The organism is Parabacteroides sp. AM58-2XD (assembly GCF_003463685.1).
Lineage (GTDB): Bacteria > Bacteroidota > Bacteroidia > Bacteroidales > Tannerellaceae > Parabacteroides > Parabacteroides segnis.
In genome coordinates this window covers 45,161-68,849 of the sequence record NZ_QSDP01000008.1, presented here as the reverse complement: position 1 = coordinate 68,849, position 23,689 = coordinate 45,161, and the positions used below count along the sequence as shown (strand labels likewise).

General features: G+C 43.4%; 19 protein-coding genes and 2 pseudogenes. 11 read left to right on the top strand and 10 right to left on the bottom strand.

All coding sequences use genetic code 11. The features are described 5' to 3' along the window. Nucleotides 1-195 precede the first annotated feature (195 nt). From DXA15_RS03385 to DXA15_RS03365, 5 genes are all read right to left on the bottom strand, one after another. Complete coding sequence (locus tag DXA15_RS03385; protein WP_128133131.1) at nt 196-1,620, bottom strand: arylsulfatase; 1,425 nt, start codon at nt 1,618-1,620, stop codon at nt 196-198. A gap of 79 nt (nt 1,621-1,699) precedes the next feature. After that, nucleotides 1,700-3,607, bottom strand: a complete 1,908-nt coding sequence (locus tag DXA15_RS03380; RefSeq protein ID WP_128133130.1) for a RagB/SusD family nutrient uptake outer membrane protein — start codon at nt 3,605-3,607, stop codon at nt 1,700-1,702. Between the two features lie 21 nt (nt 3,608-3,628). Continuing rightward, nucleotides 3,629-7,123 carry a TonB-dependent receptor gene (locus tag DXA15_RS03375; RefSeq protein WP_233566765.1) on the bottom strand — a complete coding sequence of 1,165 codons (3,495 nt, stop codon included), beginning with the start codon at nt 7,121-7,123 and terminating at the stop codon, nt 3,629-3,631. Between the two features lie 223 nt (nt 7,124-7,346). Beyond that, entirely contained in the window at nt 7,347-8,324 is a 978-nt protein-coding gene (locus DXA15_RS03370; protein ID WP_128133128.1) for a FecR family protein, read from the bottom strand. A gap of 131 nt (nt 8,325-8,455) precedes the next feature. Beyond that, nucleotides 8,456-8,779: a hypothetical protein gene (locus tag DXA15_RS03365; RefSeq protein WP_128133127.1), complete on the bottom strand. Its 324-nt coding sequence runs from the start codon at nt 8,777-8,779 to the stop codon at nt 8,456-8,458. A gap of 317 nt (nt 8,780-9,096) precedes the next feature. Here DXA15_RS03365 and DXA15_RS03360 point away from each other — a divergent pair, with 317 nt between their 5' ends. The 4 genes and pseudogenes from DXA15_RS03360 to DXA15_RS03345 all read left to right on the top strand — a co-directional run bounded on the left by DXA15_RS03360 (nt 9,097) and on the right by DXA15_RS03345 (nt 11,994). Further along, a complete protein-coding gene (locus DXA15_RS03360) occupies nt 9,097-10,020 on the top strand; it encodes a metal ABC transporter solute-binding protein, Zn/Mn family (protein ID WP_128133126.1) in 924 nt (307 codons plus the stop codon). Next, nucleotides 10,004-10,761 (top strand): annotated as a pseudogene (locus DXA15_RS03355) (metal ABC transporter ATP-binding protein). Before DXA15_RS03360 ends, DXA15_RS03355 begins: the two are co-directional and overlap by 17 nt. Before the next feature lie 16 nt (nt 10,762-10,777). Beyond that, the gene (locus DXA15_RS03350) at nt 10,778-10,984 is read left to right on the top strand and encodes a hypothetical protein (protein WP_128133125.1); all 207 of its coding nucleotides are present in this window, start codon (nt 10,778-10,780) and stop codon (nt 10,982-10,984) included. 3 nt (nt 10,985-10,987) lie between these two features. After that, nucleotides 10,988-11,994 (top strand): annotated as a pseudogene (locus DXA15_RS03345) (NAD-dependent epimerase/dehydratase family protein). 1 nt (nt 11,995) lies between these two features. On the opposite strand, the gene DXA15_RS03340 reads toward DXA15_RS03345, so the two are convergent. From DXA15_RS03340 to dusB, 5 genes are all read right to left on the bottom strand, one after another. Beyond that, on the bottom strand, nt 11,996-12,565 hold the full coding sequence (locus DXA15_RS03340; RefSeq protein ID WP_128133124.1) for a DUF2807 domain-containing protein: 570 nt from the start codon (nt 12,563-12,565) through the stop codon (nt 11,996-11,998). 1 nt (nt 12,566) lies between these two features. Next, on the bottom strand, nt 12,567-13,352 hold the full coding sequence (locus DXA15_RS03335) for a head GIN domain-containing protein (protein ID WP_128133123.1): 786 nt from the start codon (nt 13,350-13,352) through the stop codon (nt 12,567-12,569). A gap of 222 nt (nt 13,353-13,574) precedes the next feature. Then, nucleotides 13,575-14,399 (bottom strand): head GIN domain-containing protein, encoded by an 825-nt coding sequence (locus tag DXA15_RS03330; RefSeq protein WP_128133122.1) that lies wholly within the window; start codon nt 14,397-14,399, stop codon nt 13,575-13,577. A gap of 29 nt (nt 14,400-14,428) precedes the next feature. Continuing rightward, the gene (locus tag DXA15_RS03325; protein WP_128133121.1) at nt 14,429-15,241 is read right to left on the bottom strand and encodes a head GIN domain-containing protein; all 813 of its coding nucleotides are present in this window, start codon (nt 15,239-15,241) and stop codon (nt 14,429-14,431) included. A gap of 341 nt (nt 15,242-15,582) precedes the next feature. Continuing rightward, nucleotides 15,583-16,569: a tRNA dihydrouridine synthase DusB gene (dusB, locus tag DXA15_RS03320; RefSeq protein WP_128133120.1), complete on the bottom strand. Its 987-nt coding sequence runs from the start codon at nt 16,567-16,569 to the stop codon at nt 15,583-15,585. A 168-nt stretch (nt 16,570-16,737) separates the two neighbouring features. Here dusB and DXA15_RS03315 point away from each other — a divergent pair, with 168 nt between their 5' ends. The 7 genes from DXA15_RS03315 (at nt 16,738) to DXA15_RS03290 (ending at nt 23,684) form a co-directional block, all read left to right on the top strand. After that, a complete protein-coding gene (locus DXA15_RS03315; RefSeq protein ID WP_010801464.1) occupies nt 16,738-17,094 on the top strand; it encodes a BlaI/MecI/CopY family transcriptional regulator in 357 nt (118 codons plus the stop codon). Between the two features lie 12 nt (nt 17,095-17,106). Then, the gene (locus DXA15_RS03310; protein ID WP_233566763.1) at nt 17,107-18,378 is read left to right on the top strand and encodes a M56 family metallopeptidase; all 1,272 of its coding nucleotides are present in this window, start codon (nt 17,107-17,109) and stop codon (nt 18,376-18,378) included. Then, entirely contained in the window at nt 18,372-18,965 is a 594-nt protein-coding gene (locus tag DXA15_RS25885; RefSeq protein WP_233566762.1) for a hypothetical protein, read from the top strand. Before DXA15_RS03310 ends, DXA15_RS25885 begins: the two co-directional genes overlap by 7 nt. 269 nt (nt 18,966-19,234) lie before the next feature. After that, nucleotides 19,235-20,470, top strand: coding sequence for a lipopolysaccharide assembly protein LapB (locus DXA15_RS03305; protein WP_128133119.1), 1,236 nt, complete (start codon nt 19,235-19,237; stop codon nt 20,468-20,470). Between the two features lie 66 nt (nt 20,471-20,536). After that, on the top strand, nt 20,537-21,733 hold the full coding sequence (locus DXA15_RS03300) for a 6-bladed beta-propeller (protein WP_128133118.1): 1,197 nt from the start codon (nt 20,537-20,539) through the stop codon (nt 21,731-21,733). 284 nt (nt 21,734-22,017) lie between these two features. Further along, nucleotides 22,018-23,274 carry a peptidase U32 family protein gene (locus DXA15_RS03295; protein WP_044215189.1) on the top strand — a complete coding sequence of 419 codons (1,257 nt, stop codon included), beginning with the start codon at nt 22,018-22,020 and terminating at the stop codon, nt 23,272-23,274. After that, entirely contained in the window at nt 23,274-23,684 is a 411-nt protein-coding gene (locus DXA15_RS03290) for a thioesterase family protein (RefSeq protein WP_007655786.1), read from the top strand. Before DXA15_RS03295 ends, DXA15_RS03290 begins: the two co-directional genes overlap by 1 nt. Nucleotides 23,685-23,689: the final 5 nt, after the last annotated feature.

Genomic DNA, 23,689 nt, shown 5'->3' with positions numbered 1-23,689 from the left:
TAACGGGTGTTTGAATTGTATAAAACTATATGGATAAAATTAAAAAATATTCTCGTATCTCGTCTGCAAATGTATGATATTTTTGTGGATAGGGTAATATTATTTCATTGTTTTCAAAAGAAAGAGGTTGATCAAAAATATCAGGCGGGATATCTTTGATCAACCTCTTTTGTCGTATTTGGTTTTAGCTATCGGTTAAAATTCAGCCGGTAGCAAAGGCCAGTTCGTGTCTTTTGTATGGACTTGCTCCATTAATGTTTTCAACTCGGCAAACTTTTCAGGATTGCGGTCGATCATGTTGTGTACTTCCGAAGGGTCGGCAGCGATATTATACAACTCATATTTCGGTGATTTCTGGATATCCAATAGGATCAGTTTCCAGTTTCCCCGGATGATGGCCTGGCGTCCGTTCATTTCGTGGAATTCAAAGTAGAAGTAATCGTGTTGCTTCTGCCCTTTTTCTCCTTTTAATGTAGGCAGGATACTGATACCGTCGCATTCCGGAGTTTTCTTAGTATGGATGACTTCGGCAAAAGTAGGCATCATATCCCAGAAAGCACAAGGCTGGTGGGAGATCGTTCCTTCTTCTATTTGTCCGGGCCATGCAGCGATCATCGGTACACGGATGCCTCCTTCATATAAATCCCGTTTGATGCCGCGGTAGATGCCATTGCTGTTAAAGAATTCAGGGTCGGCTCCTCCTTCACGGTGCGGTCCGTTATCGCTGGTGAAGATGATGAGTGTATTATCATATAACCCCAGTTCCTTCAGTTTGGCAACGATCTGCCCTACATATACATCGTAGCGGTAAACCATTGCTGCGAATGTGGCATGCGGGTATACCTGGGAACAATAGCCACCTTTGCGGAACATAGGCCCTGAATCGGTACCGTGATGAGGCTGTTCCGGATACATTCCTCTGAATTTCTGTATAATACTGTCTTCCGGTACCAATAATTCGGCATGGGGTAAGACATAAGGGATGAAGAGGAAGAAAGGCTCTTCTTTATTGTCGTCTATGAATTTCAGGGCATGTTTGTGAATCTCGTCCTGGGAATAGGTCCCATAGGCTCCGTTTGCATTTTCAGGATAATCAATTCGTTTATCGTTATCCCACATATGGTCGGGATAATAGTTGTGTGCAAGAAGCTGGCTGTTGTATCCGAAGAACGTATCGACGAATTGCTTGTTCGGATCACCGGTGCTGCCAACTTCTCCCAGTCCCCATTTCCCGAAAGCTCCGGTTTTGTAACCGGCCTCTTTGAATATTTTGAAGATGGTGTTGGTGCCGGTAGGAAGGGCTACTTCATAATCAGGGTTTACGCTGGAGTTGCCGCGGATGCAGGTGTTTCCGGTATGCATTCCGGTTACCAGGCTGCAACGGGAAGGGGCGCTGACGGTCGTTCCTGAATAACATTGGGTGAAACGTATGCCCCGCTGTGCCAGTTCGTCTATATTAGGTGTCTGGAATTTTTCCTGTCCGTAACAACTCAGGTCGCCGTAACCAAGGTCATCAGCCAGGATGAATACGACATTTGTTTTCTCTTTGGCTGAAAGGGATATTGCACTGCTCCCGGCGGTGAGCAGGTAGATACTGTAAAGTGAAATATTTCTTTTCATGGAATTAAGTGGGAATTTAAAAGGCTGTTTCAAAACGAAGGTTTCAAAAACAGCCTTTTATAATTAATAATGGAATTGTTTATTCAGCATTGGAACGCGGATAACCTTCATTCTGATCCATATTCTGGTTCAGCAACAACTCATTGCTGGGCAGTGGGAACAGATAATGGCGGTCTACCCATCCTACAGGTTTGCTGAAGAATACGATACGACCTTCGTCGCCATTGCGGTCAAGTTTCAGTTTGAAGTTTGACGGATTGGCAGAATCACCCATGTGACGTTCGTCTTCCAGGTCTGATTTCTTCAGATAAACGCCGAATTGCTGTTTATTCATATATTCTGCCTTTTTCCAACGGCGCAGGTCATCGTAACGGTATCCTTCGAACATCAGTTCGACACGGCGTTCACGACGGATTTCCCACAGAACCGGATCGACCGACTGGTCTCTTTTCGGATCGAAAGAAGCATTGATCTCGCTTACTTTCATATCCGCCACATGAGCACGTTTACGTAAAACGTTGATGGTGGCATCTGCAATTCCCTGGTTGAACTGTCCTAACTCCCAGGCAACTTCTGCATGGTTAACCATCACCTCTCCCATGCGGAACAACGGGAAGTCGGTAGAGTTCACGCTACCCGCGGAGTTTACCGGAGTAACCGTATTATAATATTTCCATACATAGTAACCGCCATAAGAAGTCATGAATCCCTGTCCCATATTATAAGAGTTTTCACGGAAATGGGGAACTTCGCGTAATATCTGGCCAGCCCACTGTAATGCCGGAAGCGTTTTAGTAGAACCGCCTGTGTTCGAGATTTGTGCCATCAGGTCTATAAATTCTTTATCCCGGGGATCATCTGTATTGGTAACTTTCGACATATCCATATTCGTTGCCGTCGGGCTGTTTACCTTATACGGAGGACATACATTGAAATATAAACGATAATCCCTGTTGCGGAATTCTGTGTAAACATCTGCATCACCGGTTTCTTTGTTTCCTCCGAACATTTCGCTGGTATAAATAGGTTTACCATCCTGGCAAAGATAAGCGGCGACACCGTCCGAGCTGATTTCCGAATAATGGGAAGATGTTCTCACGTAGCGTGTCATATTGTGTCCTTTTCCGTCTGACAGGAAATTCTTGTAAAGCAATATACCTGTCATTCCCTGTAATTCTTCAGAATTGAACAGTTCGTCATAATGATTATGTACGGTCGGATGAGCATTGATCAACTCTGTCGAAGCCTTGTAACTTGCCTGTAAATAGGTCATGCCGTCAGAAATGTTGTGGTATTTCTGCCAGGTTCCTTCGAACAAACCGAAACGGGAGATCAGGGCGCAAACGACTTCGCGGTTGATTGTGTTTTCACCGTCACCGTCGGGATTTATATTTTCCTTAGCGTATTCCAGCATTTCCAATACTTTGGCTGCCAGTTCCGTACGGGGAGTCCTTTTGGCATATAATACTTCCGTATCTGTATCTTTCAAGGCATTTTCTACCCATATGGCACTTCCGTAGTAAGCGATCAGTCGGTAATATTCGTTTGCTTTGAAGAAATAACCGAGACTGCGCCAGTGGGCTTTCTCCGTTTCGTTCATCTGGGAATTATCCAGATTGTCCAGCATGATGTTGATGGCACGGATACGTTCATAAGGTTTACTGTAAGCGTCGTCCGTACTGGGAACAGTTACTTTTTCAGGCCATACCCATTGGTTCTCACTTCCCGGATTTCCATAGAAACCATTATCCGAATAGCTGTCGAAGATATATTTTTCGTTAGGACCGCCTTTTATTGCTGTCGGACCGGCATAAGCAGTCAGATACGTATAAAACTTCCAGGAGTATGTCTTGAAATTGTCGTAGCTTACGAATACTGTTTCTTCCGTCTGCTTGTCGAGCGGAAGTCTTTCCAGGTAGTCGTTGTTCAGGCATGACTGGAAAAGAGTGGTACCTATTGCCAGGAAACTTATTAATAACTTTTTCATATATAGTGAATCTCCTTTACTTTAGAATGTAACATTAATACCAAAAGAAAATTGTCTCATCAACGGGTAGGACCAGCCGGATGCTTTAGAGTCGCCTTCGATATTGGCGTTTACTTTGTTGCTGCCCGGTGTCATACTGTATGAATCAGGATAGTATCCTTCCGGCAGGTGATGCCATGTGAAAAGGTTTTCACCGCTGAAGAATATTCTCAGCTTCTGAAGGTATAGCTTATTGCAAAGATCTGCCGGCAGATTGTAACCTATGGTCAGGTTCTTTAAGCGGACATACGAACCGTCTTCCAGATATTTAGTCTGGCGTTTGCTGTTGTAACTGTTGTTGCCGCCTTCTCCGTATACTCTCGGATAATATGCGTTGGTGTTTTCTTCTGTCCAGTAATCTGTCTGATAGTCAAATACGGAGGTGACGAACTGTCCGTTGGGTGCCCATAAGTCTCCAACCCATAAGTCACGTTTGCCTACTCCGGTGAAGAATAAAGACAGGTCGAAGTCTTTGTAAGAGATACCGGCATTGATACCATACTGGAAGCGAGGAGTGCTGTTTCCGATTTTGCGCAGGTCGCCCGGGTTATTTTCCGAGTTGTCACCGTCGCTGATTTTGCCATCGCCGTCGAAGTCTTTGTAAAGAATGTCGCCCGGTTTTACATTATCCCTGTTCTGTCCCAGGAAAACGGGAACGTCGTCTTTCAGTTTTCCGTCAACGAAATCATTTTCCGTATAGAAACGGTCGGTTGTATAACCCCATATTTCACCGAATTCCATGCCTTCGCGATAATACATTTTTTCGATGTTATTGTCCGAGGCATCCTTATAAGTCAACAGGTTGTCGTCATTGCTGTATTTGGTGATCTTTGAGCGGGAATCATACAGGTTCAAACCGATGTTGTAACGGATATATTTTCCGATCTTGTCGTTCCATGTGATTGCCAATTCCCAACCTTTACTACGCATATCGGCAGCATTCACTTTTGGGGCTGAAGCTCCCAGTACGCCTGGCAGCGGTTTGGCTGCGGTAAGCATATCTTTCGTATCACGCTGGTACCAATCGAAAACAATGCCCAGGCGGTTGAGCAGATTCAGGTCGACGCCAATGTCCAATGTGTTAACTGTTTCCCAGGTAAATGAAGAACTAACCAGTCCCGGAACACCTAAGGTCGTTACATATTTGTCTGTTCCCGGTAAGATCCAGTTGTAGTCATTCTTAGCATCGATAGTCGGCAGGTAAGCGTAATAATCTACATTCTGATTACCGATGCTACCCCATGATGCTCTTAGTTTCAGATTGTTCATCCAATCTTTTGTATCTTCCATGAAAGATTCTTCCGAAATACGCCATCCGGCAGAGAAAGAAGGGAAGAAACCGAAGCGGTCGTTTTTCGGGAAGCGGGATGAACCGTCGTAACGTCCGTTTGCCTCCACCAGGTATCTGCCTTTGTATGAGTAGTTCACACGATAGAATAAACTTCTGAGGGCATATTCTTTAAAGCTGTCTTCTGAGGTGATCGTTCCGGTTGACTGCGAGATAGAAGGCAATCCCTGGTTGATCGGGTCTTCACGGGTCGCTTTCAGTGATTCGTAGTACCAGTTTTCTTGGTTGTAACCACCCATTACGGAGAAAGAATGATCGTCGATATCTTTTGAATAAGTCGCAAAGATGTTGATAGCATTGGTGGTTTCAAAGAACTGTTTCATCTGGTACTTTGAATTTGTATATGTATCTTTCTTTTCTCCTGTTACCGGGGCGATGTATTTATAGATTTCATTGAATTGCTTTTCTGATCCCCAGTTGCGGTTGAAGCTGTATTCGCCGATGATATCCAGTCCTTCAAGCGGTTTAACCATTACACGGCCCAGGATACGGGTGTTGTTTGCCCGGTTGATCTTGGGAGAAGCCAGTCTCAGCAGATTGGATGGTGTTCCGTAAGGAAGTAATTCGTCGTCATCTTCGGTTGCATAGCCGTATCCCAGCGGACACATACTCGGCATGCTGCTGGCAAACGACCAGATAGCGTTTTCTCCATGTTCGGAAGTACCGGATTGTGCTGTCGATGTCTTGGAGTCCGTATAACGGAAATCTGCCTGCAATGTCAGCCATTTGTTTGCATCCATACTAACGAAAGCAGATGCGTTATAACGTTTATATGAGTCTTTGTCTGTAACCAGTATACCGTCTTCATCCACCATGCCGAATGATACGCGGTAAGTCGCTTTACTGCTACCGCCTGTTACAGAGACATTGTGCTGTTGCTGGAAACCGAAGTTATCCATCATATCGTCAATCACATCTGTTTCAGCCAGGTTGTAACGTACGCCGTCTGCATAAACATAACCGTCTTTGTGTTGTCCGTTCCTGTATTCATTCAGGTATCCCAACCATTGTTCGGTGTCCTGTCCCCCGTAGTAACGTTTCAGTCCCATATTGGCATAAGTCTGTACGGTCGTGTACGGATCAACTTTATTAGGCATGGTAGCAGGAGTGGAAAAGGAGAAGTTATTATTATAACTTACACGCATCGGCGTATCTTTTTTTCCTTGCTTGGTGGTAATCAGGATTACACCGAATGCAGCACGGGCTCCGTAGATAGCAGAAGCAGCAGCATCTTTCAGGGTGGTTACGCTTTCGATATCATTCGGGTCCAGTAAGTCGATGTCCATCGGAACGTTATCGACCAATACCAGCGGTGCGCCGTTTGTATCGTCGTTGATACTGGTTGCACCACGTACGTTCATATTGATAGTCGTACCGGGTTTACCGTTGTTGCGGCTTACCTGCAAACCTGGGATTGCTCCTTCCAGTGCCTGTGCCGTGTTGCCGACGGGGCGGTTACCCACTACGTCTTCCATTTTAACGGTTGTGATCGCGCCGGTCAGGTTTACCTTTTTCTGGGCACCGTAACCAACCACCACCACTTCGTCCAATGCCTGGCTGTCTTCTTCCAGGATTACGTTGAGGGTCGATTCGTTACCAACTTTAATTTCTTTCGTATTGTAACCGATAAAAGAAACCTGAAGGATAGCTCCGGGTTGTACGGTCAGTGAAAATTGGCCGTTCACATCGGTGATCGTTCCGTTGGTAGTCCCTTTTTCGACAATGTTGGCACCAATAACTTCCAGTCCGCTTTTATCTTTGATAACTCCGGTTACAGTCTTTCCTGTCTGTTGGGATTGAGCGGTCGAATTTATTTCGGAAGTGTTTTTTTTCATAGAAAGCACAATGTGCTTACCTTCCATTTCGTAGGTAATGTTTGTGCCGTTGAAGAGTTCCGACAATACTTTGTCAACTGTCTTTTCTTTCGCTTTAACAGAAGCCGTACGGCTGACATTTACATTATTCTTGTTGTAAATGAACAAATAATCGGTCTGTGATTCGATTGAATTTAAAATTTTACTGACTGCCACGTTATTCTCGTTCAGAGTTACCCTGGCGTTCTGAGAACTTACATTTCCTGCAATACCAGTGAATGCGCAACTCAGCAGAAGGAATGTTGATAATTTCATAATCCGTCCCAAATGGTTTGATTTATACTTTTTAGGTACAAAAAGGGTTTGACAAAGAAAATTTATCATAACTTTGTGTGGATTTAAATGTTAATAATGAGATAATTAATCGATGTTGTCTCTGATTAGCTTTCGGCCGGGGGATGTGGGGACATCTTCCGGCTTTGCTTTTTTTTCTTATGGGTCTCTGTTCATGGTGTATTGATTTTAAGATGTAACATATTTATATGATTGTAATTGTATTCAAGTCATCGTCTCTTATATATTTGAATGAGACGTCTTTCTGAAGAACTCTCAATGCATATTCTATACCGTCGGTTTGCCTGAACTTTCCGGTGCAGCGGTATTTCGATACGCTGTTATTTTTTATGAAGATGTCGATGCCGTAATAAACAGAGAATTTTTTCATCAGACTGTCGAATGGTTCGTCATCCAGGCAGATCAATCCTTCTCTCCAGCGCAGATGTTCCATATTATTGATCGTATCTTTTCGCAACGTACCGTTTATTTCTGTTACTTTCTCATGGGGAGTGAGTGAAACATGCTCAGTATTGTTGGATGAGAAAACTTCGACTGCACCTTCCAGCAGGGAGGTTTCGAATGCACTCAGTTTATTCTGATAGGCGGAGATATTGAAAGTTGTTCCTAATACTTTGATATCATACTTGTGTGTTTTTACGATAAAGGGTGCCTTTTCATTTTTCGTTACCTCAAAATAGCCTTCACCATCCAGTATGACTTCGCGCTTCTTTTTCCCGAATGAAGTGGGATAGGTTAGTTTTGATTTGGAGTTGAGCCAGACCCGTGTGCCGTCTTCAAGCACCAACTCTACACGCTGGCCGGCGGGAACCATAACGGCTTGTAATCCCCCGGCTTCTTTATTGCCGGAGATAATCCAGATCCAGGAGAGAGCAAACAGTAGAGCGACAGAAGCGGCGATGCTCGCTACTTTCCAAAGAATAAATGATTTATTCTGAACTGAGAATGCTGTCGCGTTCTCAGTAGGCTTTGTATAGTGTACTAATAGCGCATTCCAGATTTTGCGCTCTTCCAGATACTCCCGGTAATTGTCACCGGAAGCTTCCGCCCAATCCATGATCAGTTTTTCTTCCTGGGGGGAAGTTTCGCCTCTGAAATATTTATGTAGTAATTCTTTTTCCATTCTTTCGTATTGATTCAGGTTCCCGTTCAGTCCTTTCATACTAATAACACCCCATTCCCGGATTACCCTAACGAAAAAAGAAAAAAAATTACATCTTTTCAGATCAGCGCTGATCACAGATCGGCGAAAGCATGCAAAATATATGTGTGTTTAACTTGGGAATCAATGTCTTATTTGAAATAACTATGTTCCTTGACTACGGCTCCTTTGTCATCGAAATAAACTTTCATTTCTTTTCCTTCGCGTGTCACCAGGATAACTTTGTATTTAACATAAGTGCTGTTATTCGACACGTAAACGGATTTTATCAGACAATCCTGATAGACATTGTTTACACCCTCCTGAAGTATCTGGGGGATATTCGTAACGTCTATTTCATAAAACTTATCCTGTTTTTCTACCTGTGTTTTGTTGTCCGGTGCGTTTTGTGCCTGAAGCTGTGACGTAAAAGCGGTGCACATGGCAATCGCTGTCATTAAAATAATCTTTTTCATACTTTCTTTTTTGCCTTAAAACTAAAAACCTAAATTTACCTATTGCCCCATATTCTTCAATTTCCGTGCCAAAAAGATGATATGAACTATTCTTTCAGGTAACATGTTCTAAATGGGCAGGTTAATTTTTTATTGATTAACCGGGGTAAAAAGAAGTAAATCCGTCAGGTGGGGAATTTCTCCATACTTGTGTGGATTTTTCTACAAGAAGAAGTACCTTCTGTAAGGAATCGAAGGAGAAACAAAAAAATTACTACCTTTGTCAGGTTGTGATAGAAATAAAAGATTGCATGATATATAATGTATAGAAAATCAAGATGAAACAAACGAGTATACTAATCACTATTCTCTCATTTTTTCTGTTGACGGCTTGTGTGACAAAGCAGGCTAATGAGACTGTTGTTACAGTCACGATTGAACCTCAGCGCTATTTTGCGGAAAAGATAGCAGGAGATAAATTCAAGATAAATTGTGTAGTCCCTGCCGGGCAAAGTCCTGAAACATACGATCCTACTCCCCAGCAAATGATACAGATCGGAAGAAGTATCGCTTACTTGCGCATCGGTCCTATCGGGTTTGAACAGGCCTGGATGGATAAGATACGTGAAAATAATCCGAAACTACAGGTGTTTGATACATCTGAAGGAATGAACCTGCTGACAGATACGGAAGACGACGACCATGCACATGAACATGGCACCCACGATCATGATGCCCATGCCGGAGAGGAGGCGCATCACCATCATCATGGCGGAGTCGATCCGCATATATGGAGTTCGATTGCCGGAGCTAAGGCTGTTGCCTGGAATACGTTGAATGCATTTATTGAACTCGATCCCGAGAATACGGAGTACTTTTGGCAGAACTATAATAAACTGGTGGACGAGATCGATAAAACAAATACTGAGATAAAGCAACTGCTCGACCCGTTGACTGACCGTACATTTATTATCTACCATCCGGCACTGACTTATTTTGCCAACGAGTTTAATCTCACGCAACTTTGTATCGAGATGGACGGCAAAGAACCTTCGCCTGCACAACTGAAACGGTTGGTGGAAACAGCGCGTGCCAACAATGCCCGTGTCGTATTCATTCAACAGGAGTTCGATCAGAAGAATGCCGAACTGATTGCCAAAGAGACAGGTTGTAAACTGACTGTAATCAATCCGTTGGCTTATGACTGGACTAAAGAAATGATTCATATAGCAAAAGCACTGGCTGATGGACAAACTCATTGAAATAGATAAGATAACAGCCGCTTACGGGAATAAGACTGTCTTGAAAAATGTCTCCTTGATCGTATGGAAAGATGATTTCCTGGGCATAATCGGTCCTAACGGCGGTGGTAAAACAACACTGCTGAAGGTGATTCTGGGATTACTTCAGCCGGTATCCGGTGCGATACGTTTTTATCAGAATGGGGTTGAAGTTTCTTCTTTACGGATTGGTTATCTGCCTCAGTTGAATAATATTGACCGTAAATTCCCTATTTCCGTATGGGAAGTGGTCGCTTCGGGACTGGCTGCTGAAAAGCCTCGCTTCCGTTCTTATACGGCTGTCCAGAAGGAGCGTATTGAGGTGGTGATCCGGCAGATGGGGCTCGAAGATTTGTATACCCGTTCGATCGGAGAGTTATCGGGAGGGCAGCTACAACGTGTTTTGTTAGGCCGTTCGATCGTTTCACGTCCGCAATTACTGATTCTTGATGAACCTAACTCGTATGTCGATAAACGGTTTGAGTCGCGTTTTTACCAGTTACTGGAGGATATCAATAAAGAGAGTGCCATTATTCTAGTCTCTCACGATATCGGAACGGTCCTGGCAATGGTGAAAAATATTGCTTGTGTGAACGAGACTTTGCATTATCATCCGGTGTGGACGTTTCGGAAGAATGGTTGGGTGAGAAATATGCCTGCCCGATCGAGTTGATCGGACACGGGAATCTGCCGCACCGCGTATTGAAAACACACGAACATTAATATTCTTAATTCCACCATGTCACACATACTTTGCTTAATCTCATTACCGGAAGCCGGTGTTATCGTAGGCATTGCCGTTATCCTGTTCGGATGCAAGGCCGTTACGCAAAATCCTTTTATCTCCAGAGGACAGAAGATTGTATGGATACTAATCATTATTGTTCTCAACTGGATTGGTCTGTTATGGTATTACTACACCTATTATATGAAGAATAAAGACTGAGTTATGAAGATATTGATTACAGGTGCAAGCGGATTTATCGGTGGTTTTCTGGTAAAAGAAGCGTTGCGCCGGGGATATGAAACCTGGGCGGGCATACGTGCCACAAGCAGCCGTGAAAACCTACAGGATGAACGGATTCATTTTATTGATCTCAAATATAACAATCGGGAGGCATTGACTGCCCAGTTGAAGGATTTTGTCCGTGAGCAGGGCGCCTGGGATTATGTTATCCATAATGCAGGTCTGACAAAGACGCTCGATAAGCGGAATTTCTTCCGTATCAATGCAGAGAATACGCATAACTTCATAGAGGCATTGGCTGCTGCCGGTTGCAAACCGAAAAAGTTTCTGTTGATGAGTAGCCTGAGCAGTTATGGGAGGGGAGACGAGGTGAATTTCCGTCCGATTCGCCTGGATGATCCGCAACAACCGGATACTGCCTATGGTAAAAGTAAACTGGAAGCGGAGAACTATGTGCGCAACCAATCTCATTTCCCTTATGTGATCCTACGTCCGACGGGTGTGTATGGCCCCGGTGAAAAGGATTATTTTATGGAGATCAAAAGCGTAAAGTCGGGATTTGACTTTGCGGTAGGATTCATTCCCCAGCGTATTACATTTATATATGTAAAGGATCTGGCGAGAGTAGCGTTCCTGGCGTTGGAAAATGAAACAATCCTTAACCGGCATTATTTTGTGGCAGACGGAGATGTGTATACCGACGAGTCATTTGCACGGATGATACAGGATATAGTAAAGAAAAGACATGTGCTGCATGCCCGCATCCCGCTGGGACTGGTTCATGTAGCGTGCCATTGTTCCGAGTGGATAGGCAAATTGTTGAATAAGAGTATGACACTGAACACCGATAAATATATCATCCTGAAGCAGCGTAACTGGATTTGCGATGTTACGCCACTTCAGGATGAACTAGGTTTCACTCCTGAATACCCTTTGCGCAAAGGTTGGAGGAAAGTATTGAGTGGTATTGTAAGGAAGGGTGGCTGTAGATCAGTCCACCTTTTTTACACTACCGATTCCCGCCTTTTCCATTTTTATGGAAGGGTCTCCTTTATACCTGATATTCCCGCTACCGGCTATAGATACTTCCAGTTGGTTTACCGTAACAGTATCTTTCATGTGAAGCATGACGCTGCCCGCCAGGTTGAATTTGACCTTGTCGTTCGAAGACAGCTTGCTGTTTACATTGAATTTTTCTGCACCGGCCAGATCTACCTTCTTCAACTGCCTGGAATTGGAGGTAATGATGAATTGGGTCGGACGGAGGCGGAGTGTTTTATTTTCTTGTTTAGGGCGGATGACAAGCTTATTATCATCCGTCTTGAAATCGAAAAGGTCATAAATGTTCTGATCGACTGTGACAGTCAGTGCAGGTGCCGATTCTTCCTGAGTGTAATTGAAAACAGCTGCCGATGCATCGACGCTTATCTGATCGTAGTCTGAAATGTCGATCGTATGTGTCGTTACATTTCCGTCTCCTTTTACAGCAGGAAAAAATATACATCCTTGGGCAAGTAAAAGGATACTGCCCAATACTATAAGTGATAATTTCTTACTCATCTTATTTTACTTCTTCTACGGAGCCTTTACCAATAATTTTCTGTTGAACGGCTGTCGGGCCTTTATAACGGATTTTGCCTTTGCCGACAACGTTTGCCTTGAGGTTATTGGTGGGGTGAACTTCCATCGTTCCGTTGCCGGTCATTTTGCAACTCAGTTCAGGAACGTCTACACCGAAAGCCATGATCTCTCCACTGCTGGTGATGCTGTATTCACCTTCCTTGGCATTTCCTTTTTTCAGGTTGATAGTGCCGGAGCCGTTGATGCTGCATTCCAGTTTGTCTACTTGGAGGTCATTGACTACCATATTGGCACTACCGGAAACATTCAACTCCAGTTTTCCTACTTTTATCAGTTCTTTTAGTTGTACCAGGCAGTTGGAGTTTGCCTTTATTTTTACTTCGTCACCGGTCAAAGAGCTGTTTATCATGAAATTTGCATTTCCGGCGGCTTTCACCTCTTTCAGCCATTTGGAGTTGGTCTTTACGATAAATTTGGTATAGTGGTCCACTTTGACTCCTTTAAAACCAACAGAAAGTTCGCGCTCCTTTATATTGATGTTGACGTATTCATGCAGGTTTTCATCAACCGTTACTTCAATATAGGGTTCTGCATTCGACTGTTCATAGTTGAAATCGATAACGCCGTCAATCTTGATGGCATTGTAATCATCGATTTTTATTTTCTTTGTGGTAAGGGTCCCGTTGCCCTTCACATGATCTGCCGCCTGGACTGTAAATAACAGGCCCAGCAACATGATAATAGATAATAACCCTTTTGTTCTCATAATTTATTTGTTTAGTATTGCCTTTTCTTATAATAAATAGACGTGACTCCGATGCGGTCGGTTACAAAAATAGGAGTAATTTAATTTATAATTCCTACATTTCGTATATTTTTATAGGGAATTAAGTTTTGGAATTATAATAAATAACCCAGATATCACTATTCATCCAATGCCTTGATGAAAAGTAACTCCGGGTTTTCCAACTCCCAATATAATGATCTCTTATTTTATGTGGTCGATATCGCTGGAACCGCTTGAATGCTTTTTAACTTCCGGGTTACCTTTGTATTTGATATCGCTGCTACCGGAAGCGTTGGCTTCCAGTTTTTCGGTAACGGTTGTGAAAATGTCACTGCTGCCGCTTGCAGAACATTTCAGTCTTTTTATAACGAAGTCGTATGCTTTGATATCACTGCTGCCGCTGCAACTATATTTTCCGTCGTTTGCTTTTCCTTTCAGATTCATGTCGCTGGAGCCTGAGGAGTGGGTATCTATTTTGTCACAAATCAGATCTGAGATTTTCAGGTCGCTGGCCCCGCTCAGGTTGATTTTGCACAGGCTGGTTATGCGTATCGGTTTTTCCAGATAAACATCACTTGCTCCGGAAGCACTGATTTCCAGGTTTTCTCCGGAGAGGGAGCTGCGCAGATAGAAATCGATGCCCCCTGATACCCCTAATTTATTTAATTCTGAGGAATGAGTTTCTATAATCAATTTGCTCGGATTAATACGAGTGCCGCGTTCTGTCTCTATCTGAAGTACGTCTCCGTTTGAGTTGAATTTTAATTCGGAAAGGAGGTTCTCGTCGATGGTGATCTTTAAGCCGGATTTACCGCCCTTCTGTGTGTAATTCACCTGGGGAGACTGGTTCTTGCCGAAGAAAGAGTTTCCGCCTGTTTCGATTCCCTGGCCTACTTTTATCTGTTTATAATCGGAGACCTGGATCTCTTTGGTTATTATATTACCGTTCCCTTTGATTTTCTCTGCAAAACAGGATATAGTGCTGAATGCGATTAAACTGATGATGGCGAATGTAATTCTTTTCATGATGTTTGTTGTTAAGTTATGTTTGTTATTTAGTTTGCACTTTTTAATTTACCGGAGCCGATGATACTTTTGCTCGTAGTTGGATTACCTTTATAATAGACATTCCCGCTTCCTACGATGTTTGCTTCCAACTGATTTCTGGTATGAGTCTGGATATTTCCGCTACCGGCTATGTTGCATTCCGTTTTGCCGGTGACGCATTCGTAGGCTTTAATGTTGCCGCTTGCTGCCAGGTTGTATTCTGCGCGGTCCGCTTTTCCTGCAATCTGGATATAACCGCTGCCTGCCAGGCTGCATTCTATTCCTGCCAGATCGATATTGGAGGCTACTACGCTCCCGGAGCTGGCCAAGTTGATTTCCAGCTTGTTTCCTTCTACTTTCTTTTCCAAAAGAATATTGCCGCTGCCTGCCATATTGATTTCCAGTTTTCCGATATTTATCGGACTGGCAATAATGAAATCACCGGAAGATACCACGTTCAACTCTTTTATTTCGCGTGAGTTGGTTATAACCTTAAATTTGGTCGGTTGGAGGTTATATGAATTACCGTTACGACTATTTTCCTTGATCTTTTTGGGACCGATTATCAATTCCTTGCCGTCTACCTGTGCTTTCAGTAACGGAAACAGATTCTCGTCGATCATGATTTTCAGATAAGGAGCGGCATCCGATTGTTCATAAACAAACTCCATGACTCCGACTGTCGATATTTCATTATAGTCGCTGATAGAAATTTCTTTGGTAATGATATTTCCGTTTCCTTCCACTTTTTCATTGGTGAAAGCAAATCCAGTCAATGTGGTCAGTAAACAGGCAATAAGAAGGGATACTTTTGTTTTCATCTGTATAATTTTTTAGTTCTTTTATTTATAAGACGAATGCTATTGCGTTTAGGTTGCAGATTTGAAAGACTTTTTTGGGAAAAAAGCGAAAAGAAAAGGGATGGACGGATAAAAAGAAAACCGCAATCCATATAATTAACGGATGCGGCTTCTTTGCTTTCCAACGAAGCAGTCTCACGATTCCTCCTTTGCAAAGACTTGTTAACCTTAGATCTAAAATACTATGAAAAAAACTCATTGCAAATATAAGAGGAATTATAATATGTGCAATATACTATCGTCTCAATTTATTGTAAATTTGTCACTTTATGACGTAAATGTTACAATTTTTGAATGATTTGTTACAGTATACCGAACTTTTTCGGGATAGAATCCATAATATCAAACAGTTCTGACACTGTTTCAGCCCGTAACATAGCGACACGTGTTTGCTTGAAATCGCTAATTCCTTTGAACAATGGAGTGGCTGCCAGGTGACGTCGGATATGCAAAATACCGCGTCGTTCGTCCAAACGTTCCACACTTTGGTTGACCTGCTGTTTAAGGATATCCAGATACCAGGTGAATTTTTCTTCCGGCAGTGTTTCCCCGGTAGTCAGGAAATGTTTCACTTCACGGAATATCCAGGGGCGTCCGATACTTCCGCGACCGATCATAACGCCATCTACTCCATAATTGTCGAAACGCTGTTTGCATATTTCGGCAGAGGTCACATCGCCGTTACCGATAATGGGGATATGCATCCGGGGATTATTTTTTACCTCACCGATCAGTGTCCAGTCCGCTTCGCCGGTGTACATCTGGGCACGGGTACGGCCATGGATAGAAAGGGCAGCGATGCCACAATCCTGCAACTGTTCGGCCAGGTCGACGATTATTTTATTATCCGCATCCCATCCCAGACGTGTTTTAACCGTAACCGGAATATTGACGGTTTTTACTACTTCTTTCGTTATTTCAAGCATCAAAGGAATGTTCCGGAGCATACCGGCACCGGCACCTTTGCCTGCCACTTTCTTGACCGGACAACCGAAGTTGATATCCAGTATATCAGGACGGGCAGCTTCGCATATTTTGGCTGCTTCCACCATTGCGTCTACTTCTTTTCCATATATCTGGATAGCGACCGGGCGTTCATCTTCGGCAACGGTCAGTTTTTCCTGTGTCTTGTTTACGCTGCGTATCAAGGCGTCGCTCGATACAAATTCCGTATAAACCATATCCGCACCGAATCGCTTACACATCAGACGGAAAGAGATATCCGTTACATCTTCCATCGGTGCCAGGAATACCGGGCGTTCACCTAAATCTATTGAGCCTATCTTCATACCTTCTTATTATAGAGCACAAAAGTACTGCTTTTCCGGTAAGAATCATGAAATAATAGCCTTCAATCTGTGATCTACTACATATTATAGTAGATTAACTATATATTGTAGTTGTATTACTAAGGAATATAGTTATATTTGTGCATTCCTTTAATAAAACAACAGATTATGAAACGATTGACATCGAAAGAAGAAGAGATATTGGGCTATTTTTGGGCGAAAGGCCCTCTGTTTGTCCGCGAACTTCTCGATTTGCAGGAGGAACCCAAGCCGCATTATAATACGCTTTCAACCATTGTTCGCACATTGGAGGAAAAAGGATATATCGGTTATAAGGTATTTGGAAATACACATCAGTATTATGCATTAATTTCGGAAGACGAATACCGGAAGAAAACCCTGAAGCAGGTGGTCGATAAATATTTCGATAATTCCTATACTCGTGTCGTCTCTACTTTGATTGAGGAAGAGGCGTTGACTCTTGACGAATTGCAAGAGTTGATACAACAGATTAAAAATAAGTAAAAACGTAGGCTTATGGGAGCTTTACTTCTGTACATACTGAAATCCACTATTTGCCTGATATTATTTTATTTAGGTTTCAAGGCGTTGCTTAGCAACGATACGTTCTTCCGTTTCAACCGGTGGGTGTTACTAGGAGGGATAGGGATCTGTATGTTGCTGCCGGTCATAAAGATACAGACTTCCGAACCTTTGTTGATACAACAACCGATAATTCATCTGGAAAAGATGATAGCCGGTGAGGAAACTGTTGCAATTCATCTTCCGGATAATAATTCCGGAGTGGATATAACTCCCGTAACCGGGCCGGCAAGGATGATCGATTGGGGACAGATCATAGCTCTCCTTTATTGGGCAGGAGTTGTTTTTTGTCTGATGACAACGTTGCTGTCGTTCAGAAAGATGTTTGTTTTGATTCGGAGTGGGCGCAAATTGCAACAGGGGCGCTATACATTAATAATAGTTCCTTCCTGTGTGTCCCCTTTCAGTTGGGGACGTTATATTATTCTTTCGGAAGAAGATTATGAGAAATATCCTGACGAGATTCTGACGCATGAAATGATGCATTTGAAATCTCATCATTCCATTGACCTGCTTTTTATGGAGTGCATTCTTTGGCTTCACTGGTTCAACCCGGCTATCTGGCTGTTGAAACGGGAGTTGAAGGATATTCATGAATACCAGGCCGATAAAGGAGTACTTACCCTGGGCATCGATGCAACAAAATATCAACTGTTACTCGTGAAAAAAGCTGTCGGCTCCAGCCTCTACACTCTTGCCAACAGCTTCAATCACAGTAAAATTAAAAAACGTATTACTATGATGTTAAAAGGTAAATCAAACAATTGGGCCCGGTTGAAGCTATTGCTCCTGGTCCCCGTAGGACTTATCGTCCTGAACGCTTTTGCCCGTCCGGAAGTAAACCGGCAGTTAGAAACGCTTGTACAGAGCAAAGATAAGGAAACTCCGCCGGAAGAGCAACAGGATATGAAGAGTTTCTTTAAGACGGAATTGGATAGTTATATGAAAAAGGTGGAACCGCAAACCCGGTTTGAACCTGATGAAATTATAGCTTTCATGAAAAAGAATACTGAGCCGAAGGATTTATTTATCAATGCTAAAGGTGATGTGCTGTTGAATAATGATTTTGCAAACTATAAAGAAAAGGAACAATTCTTGACCAAGTTGCAGGATTTATTTGAAAAAAGTAAAAAGCCTGTTTCCTTCTATTTCCTTATTGACATAAATACTCCGGAGGAGCTACTGAGGCCGTTTTACACTTGGTAAAAGAGGCATTTGATAAGCGACAAAAAGTTGTAGGTGTTGATAAAGCCCCCTTCCTTCTGTTTGAGGATGCCAGAAATAATAAGAATTTTCCGGGAAAGGAGCAGGAAAAGAAGCAGGATGTAGCTTATTATACGGTCGATGGAAAGCAAGTGAGTCCTAAAGCGTATGAAGAGTTGAAAAAGAACTTTAAACAGATTAAACCTCGCAAGAGTGATTTAGTGGATATAAAGGGTAAAGTCGTGGAAATTCATACCTATATGAAACTGGAAGATGGCTCGACTATACCTTCGCCCGCTCTTTATGCTGAAATTTTAGAAGATGACAGTACTGCTTATCCCGTATTAATATCTTATCGAACGGCATCTTTCGAATCCGGTGTTTATGAAGCTACGCTGTCTAAAAAGATGGAGAATGTAAAAGCTACTGCTGAAAGAATAAGTAAGGGAAAAGAGAAGGTTGAGGAACTCACTGTTTTGCCGGCCAACAAAGATGTTCCATTGAGTTATCTTGAAGCAGTAAAGCAGGTTCTGGAAGAGAAAGGACTCTCTTGCGTGATTAAAAATAAGGTTCCTGACGGTGTTAAATGATTTGTTTATTTTTTATATCGGGGGCAAAAGTCAGTTTTGTCATGGCGGACTTGATCCGCCAACTCATACTATAGATTGAGTATAAGTCAAGTATGGGGTCCCGGGTCAAGCCCGGGATGACAGAACTGTCGCTCTGATAAGGAAAAATAGAGACTCACATCTGACAAATAGTGAATCATATTATAAAATCAAAATAGTTTCTAGAAGAAACTCCTATCTTTATGGCCGTTCAAAACGGACCACTTTGGACGAAAATGATATTGAAACAGATGAGATATAAGATAGGAATAGTATTTTTCATTTACCTTTTCGTCGCCTGTTCTTCAGCTGAGCGAAAAGAGGCTGTAACTGTCGGGGAACTGTTCCGGCAGGCTGCTTTCTATGAGGAAAGGTTACAGTATATTCCAGCATTGGATACTTATCAACAGGCTATCAGGCTGGCCGAAAAGGATAAAGACAGCCTTGCTCTTTCTCATGGTTATCTGGAAATGGGAAAAATTTACCGGAATCAATCTCTAAAGCAAAAGGCCCTGCAAAGCGAGAAAAAAGCATTGTCTTATCTCGGAGGTGCAGGCGGTGATTCTCTTCGAACGGTGCTTTACCGGGAGATGGGGGATATTTATATGTTGTCCCGAATGCCGGACAGTGCCTTCTATTATTATCAAATGGGCGATTGCCGGATAAAGCAGGCAAAAGTATTGCAGCAGGGAGGAAAGTATAAGGAGTCGGAGGCTTTACTGAAAACTGAATTGGAGCAAACAATCTCCCAAGAAGAAAAAGCGGAACTCTTTCTGGCTCTGGCCGATTTGCAAATAAACATGGGGAAATTGGAAGAAGCTGAAATAAATTTAAGCCAGGTACCCTCTTCCCATCCGCATTTATATGCCGCTTTGTCCCGGATTGCCCAATGTCGCGGAGACAGTCTGCAAGCTGATTTTTATCAAAAGAATTATCTCCATAACCTGTCCGTTTTGCGACGGCAGCAGGAAGACAATCAAATAACTCAACTTCTCTGGACTTCGGAGCAGAAAGAGTGGGAGAGACGTCTCTCGAATGCTGAAAATACTCAAACAGGGCGGCTGTATCTCTGGAGCGCCCTGTTTATCCTTTGCGGTACAAGTCTCTTGGGTTATTCCCGTTACCGGAAGAAAAAGGCGGCCGTCTCCCTGTCGGAAACAGATTTCTTCTCTTCGGAAGTTTATCAGCGTTTCCACCGGAAAGAAGAATGGCGGCCGGGCACTAAAGACTGGGAAGAGTTGTTGCAAGCCTTCAACCGGACCTACCCGGAGTTTCGCGAACGGCTGAAAAAGAAAATACCGAAACAGAGTGAACAGGAATGGCGCATGTGCTGCCTGATTAAAATGGATGTTCCCCCTTCTACAACGGCCATGTTGCTCTGTTGTACCAATCAGGCTATTTCGATGCGTCGTGTCCGTCTTTACCAGAAAATGACGGGTGGAAAGGGAACACCGGAACTGTGTGACTCCTTTATTCGTGATTTTTAAGCAGATGTGAACTGATGTGAAACCGTGAAGGAGACTGTTTCTTCTACTTTTGTCAGAAAAAAGCGTATGAGAAAGATGTTATTGGGGCTCATGGCAGCCATGATGGTTTTAACCGGATGCGGATCGAAGCAGTCGGCCGGCGAATTATCGGAGATTGATTTGACGGCAAAAACGTTTTCTTCCGATAAGGTTGGAATAGCGGACGAAATAGAATCTATTGAGTATATTCCTCTGGAGTTGACCGATGAATCTCTGATTGCAAACGTATTGGATTTATGTGTTTCCGATGAGTATATCTTTATTTATTCTACCCGGCAGGAAAGCGTTTTACAGTTTGACCGGAAAGGAAAGTTTGTCCGTCCTATCGCAAAGACAGGGAACGGTCCGGGAGAAGTCGCACAGATTATATCACTCACCATCGATGAAGAAAACCGCCTTTTTTGTGTTAACGAGTATTTTTCTACCTCGTTCTACTCTTTTGACGGCGAATTTATTAAAAAGATAACGAGCCTGCGTCCTAACTCTTATCAGCTTTCCGTCGGAGCGAATACGATGGCCGAACTAGGCCGGATGTATGTCCCTATGAATATTCCGGGAATGTTCAGCCTTGGAATTTTCAACTGGGCTACGGACGATACGATTGCATTTCGGCGGACGATTGGAAATGTGGGTTTAATGCCACTGGAAGAAGTCAGTTTAAAAGGATGGATATATAATGGCAGCATAGATGGCTGGTTTTGCTATTCGGATGGGATAGATACCGTCTGGAATGTGAATGCAAAAGCAATTTCACCGGCATTTCTTATCAGGCATGGTTATTCTGCTGCCGATGAGGAAGAAATACGTTCTTCTAAAACAGGAAATGCCGCTGTGGATGGTAAATTCAGTATTTTCAATATCTTTGAGACTCCCCGGTCTTATTTTGTCAAATGCTTTAAAGGTTCCGACCAATCTAAATTCTTTTTGTACAGCCTGAATAAAGAAACCGGAGCCTTGTGTCGTGAGGCTTCTCTTATCGACGCAGACGAATTGTTCGGATATAACAGGGCTTTGACCGGCATCGGTATCCGTAATGAAACGGACGGGGGACTTCCCATCTGGCCTTTCTTCTCTTTTCCGGCTAAAAAACTGATGATACAATTCAATACGGCGGTAGAAATAGAATATCTCAAAGAGAAATATCCCGATCTCAGGAAACACCCTGTCCTGCAACAGATAACGGAAGATTCGAATCCGCTCGTTACTATTTATCATTTACGTTGAAAGGCTTAAAAGGTATCGGATGAAGCGTTTTATAGATAAGCTTGTTACCCGGAAAAGTTCCTGACCGTTTTTGCTGCCGACAATTGTGAGCAGGCCTGTCGACAATTATGTGCAAGCCTGTCGATAATCGTCGGCAGGCCTGCGCATAATTATCGATAGCCGGCAGGATTGGATTGTTTTTTCGAAAGCATACCGGTAAGAGGCTAAAAGTTAACCGATTTTATTCATGTAATATTAGGAAGAAACCCGTATCTTTGTGGTTTCTAATTTAAAACCAAACAGCTTTGAACGAAAAAGATTTTGAAATAATGGCGCCGGTAGGTTCGTATGAATCGTTGATGGCGGCTATTCAGGGAGGTGCCGACTCTATCTACTTCGGCATTGAAGGACTGAACATGCGTTCGCGTTCTTCCAATAATTTCACGACAGACGATTTGCGCAAGATTGTTTCTATCTGTAAGGAACACGGGATTAAAAGTTATCTGACGGTCAATACGGTTATTTACGGGGAAGACCTGGCTCTGATGCGCGAGATTATCGATGCGGCGAAGGCGGCGGAAGTCTCTGCCATCATTGCGGCGGATGTGGCTGCAATGAGTTATGCGAACCGTATCGGACAGGAGGTGCATCTTTCTACCCAGTTGAATATTTCGAATGTGGAGGCGCTGAAGTTCTATGCCCAGTTTGCCGATGTGGTGGTGCTGGCCCGCGAGTTGAACCTGAAGCAGGTTTCTGAAATCTATCAGCAAATCGTTGAGCAACAGATTACCGGTCCGGGAGGCGAACTGATTCGTATCGAGATGTTTGCACATGGCGCTCTGTGTATGGCTGTCTCCGGCAAATGTTACCTGAGTTTGCATGAGATGAATGCCTCTGCCAACCGCGGAGCTTGCATGCAGATTTGCCGCCGTGGCTATACGGTGAAGGATAAGGACAGCAATATCGAACTGGATATAGAGAACCAGTATATCATGTCGCCCAAAGACCTGAAGACGATTCATTTTATGAACAAGATGATGGATGCAGGTGTCCGGGTATTTAAGATTGAAGGTCGTGCCCGTGGACCCGAATATGTGCGTATCGTAACGGAGTGTTACAAGGAGGCGGTGAAGGCTTATTGCAGCGGAAGTTATGATGAAGAGAAAATCGCTGTTTGGGACGAACGTCTGAAAAGTGTCTTTAACCGTGGTTTCTGGGATGGTTATTATCTGGGGCAGCGCCTGGGTGAATGGAGCAGCAAGTATGGTTCCGGTTCGACCAAAAAGAAAGTCTATGTGGCGAAAGGAATCAAATATTTCAGCGGTATCGGTGTGGCGGAGTTTGAAATGGAATCGGGTTCGCTGAAAGTGGGCGACGAGATCCTGATTACTGGGCCGACAACCGGTGCGGTGATGCAGACTATCGATGAAATACGTGTCGACCTCAAACCGGTGGAAGAGACTGTCAAAGGCGAACGCTTCTCCTTTAAAGTCTCCGATAAAGTACGTCCTTCGGACCGTCTTTATAAAATGGTATCTACGAACGATAAAGAACTGAAATAATGAAAGAGTATATTTTTAAACTGACAGACAAAGTGCGCGACTACGAATGCGACTTGCAGGGTGTGGTGAATAACTCCAACTATCAGCATTATATGGAACATACCCGTCATGAGTTCCTCGAGTCGCTGGGAGAGAATTTCGGTGCCATGCATGATAAGGGAGTGGACGGGTTTGTCTCTCATGTGGAGATCGATTACAAGACCTCTTTGAAGAGCGGTGACAGCTATATCTCCTGCCTGAATGTATATAAGAAAGGCGTAAAGTTGGTCTTTGAACAGGATATCTACAGAGCCTCCGACGGTGCGCTGGCAACTAAGGGGAAAGTCGAATCGGTTGTCGTACAGGACGGCAAGCTGACCCGCGGCGAATATTTTGACGAAATGTTGAAAAGGATACAAGACAAACTATGACAGTA

Bases quoted from the DNA above. Each gene is read 5' to 3' on its own strand.
- DXA15_RS03385 (WP_128133131.1), bottom strand. From the start codon at position 1,620: ATGAAAAGAAATATTTCACTTTACAGTATCTACCTGCTCACCGCCGGG.
- DXA15_RS03380 (WP_128133130.1), bottom strand. From the start codon at position 3,607: ATGAAAAAGTTATTAATAAGTTTCCTGGCAATAGGTACCACTCTTTTC.
- DXA15_RS03375 (WP_233566765.1), bottom strand. From the start codon at position 7,123: ATGAAATTATCAACATTCCTTCTGCTGAGTTGCGCATTCACTGGTATT.
- DXA15_RS03370 (WP_128133128.1), bottom strand. From the start codon at position 8,324: ATGAAAGGACTGAACGGGAACCTGAATCAATACGAAAGAATGGAAAAA.
- DXA15_RS03365 (WP_128133127.1), bottom strand. From the start codon at position 8,779: ATGAAAAAGATTATTTTAATGACAGCGATTGCCATGTGCACCGCTTTT.
- DXA15_RS03360 (WP_128133126.1), top strand. From the start codon at position 9,097: ATGAAACAAACGAGTATACTAATCACTATTCTCTCATTTTTTCTGTTG.
- DXA15_RS03350 (WP_128133125.1), top strand. From the start codon at position 10,778: ATGTCACACATACTTTGCTTAATCTCATTACCGGAAGCCGGTGTTATC.
- DXA15_RS03340 (WP_128133124.1), bottom strand. From the start codon at position 12,565: ATGAGTAAGAAATTATCACTTATAGTATTGGGCAGTATCCTTTTACTT.
- DXA15_RS03335 (WP_128133123.1), bottom strand. From the start codon at position 13,352: ATGAGAACAAAAGGGTTATTATCTATTATCATGTTGCTGGGCCTGTTA.
- DXA15_RS03330 (WP_128133122.1), bottom strand. From the start codon at position 14,399: ATGAAAAGAATTACATTCGCCATCATCAGTTTAATCGCATTCAGCACT.
- DXA15_RS03325 (WP_128133121.1), bottom strand. From the start codon at position 15,241: ATGAAAACAAAAGTATCCCTTCTTATTGCCTGTTTACTGACCACATTG.
- dusB (WP_128133120.1), bottom strand. From the start codon at position 16,569: ATGAAGATAGGCTCAATAGATTTAGGTGAACGCCCGGTATTCCTGGCA.
- DXA15_RS03315 (WP_010801464.1), top strand. From the start codon at position 16,738: ATGAAACGATTGACATCGAAAGAAGAAGAGATATTGGGCTATTTTTGG.
- DXA15_RS03310 (WP_233566763.1), top strand. From the start codon at position 17,107: ATGGGAGCTTTACTTCTGTACATACTGAAATCCACTATTTGCCTGATA.
- DXA15_RS03305 (WP_128133119.1), top strand. From the start codon at position 19,235: ATGAGATATAAGATAGGAATAGTATTTTTCATTTACCTTTTCGTCGCC.
- DXA15_RS03300 (WP_128133118.1), top strand. From the start codon at position 20,537: ATGAGAAAGATGTTATTGGGGCTCATGGCAGCCATGATGGTTTTAACC.
- DXA15_RS03290 (WP_007655786.1), top strand. From the start codon at position 23,274: ATGAAAGAGTATATTTTTAAACTGACAGACAAAGTGCGCGACTACGAA.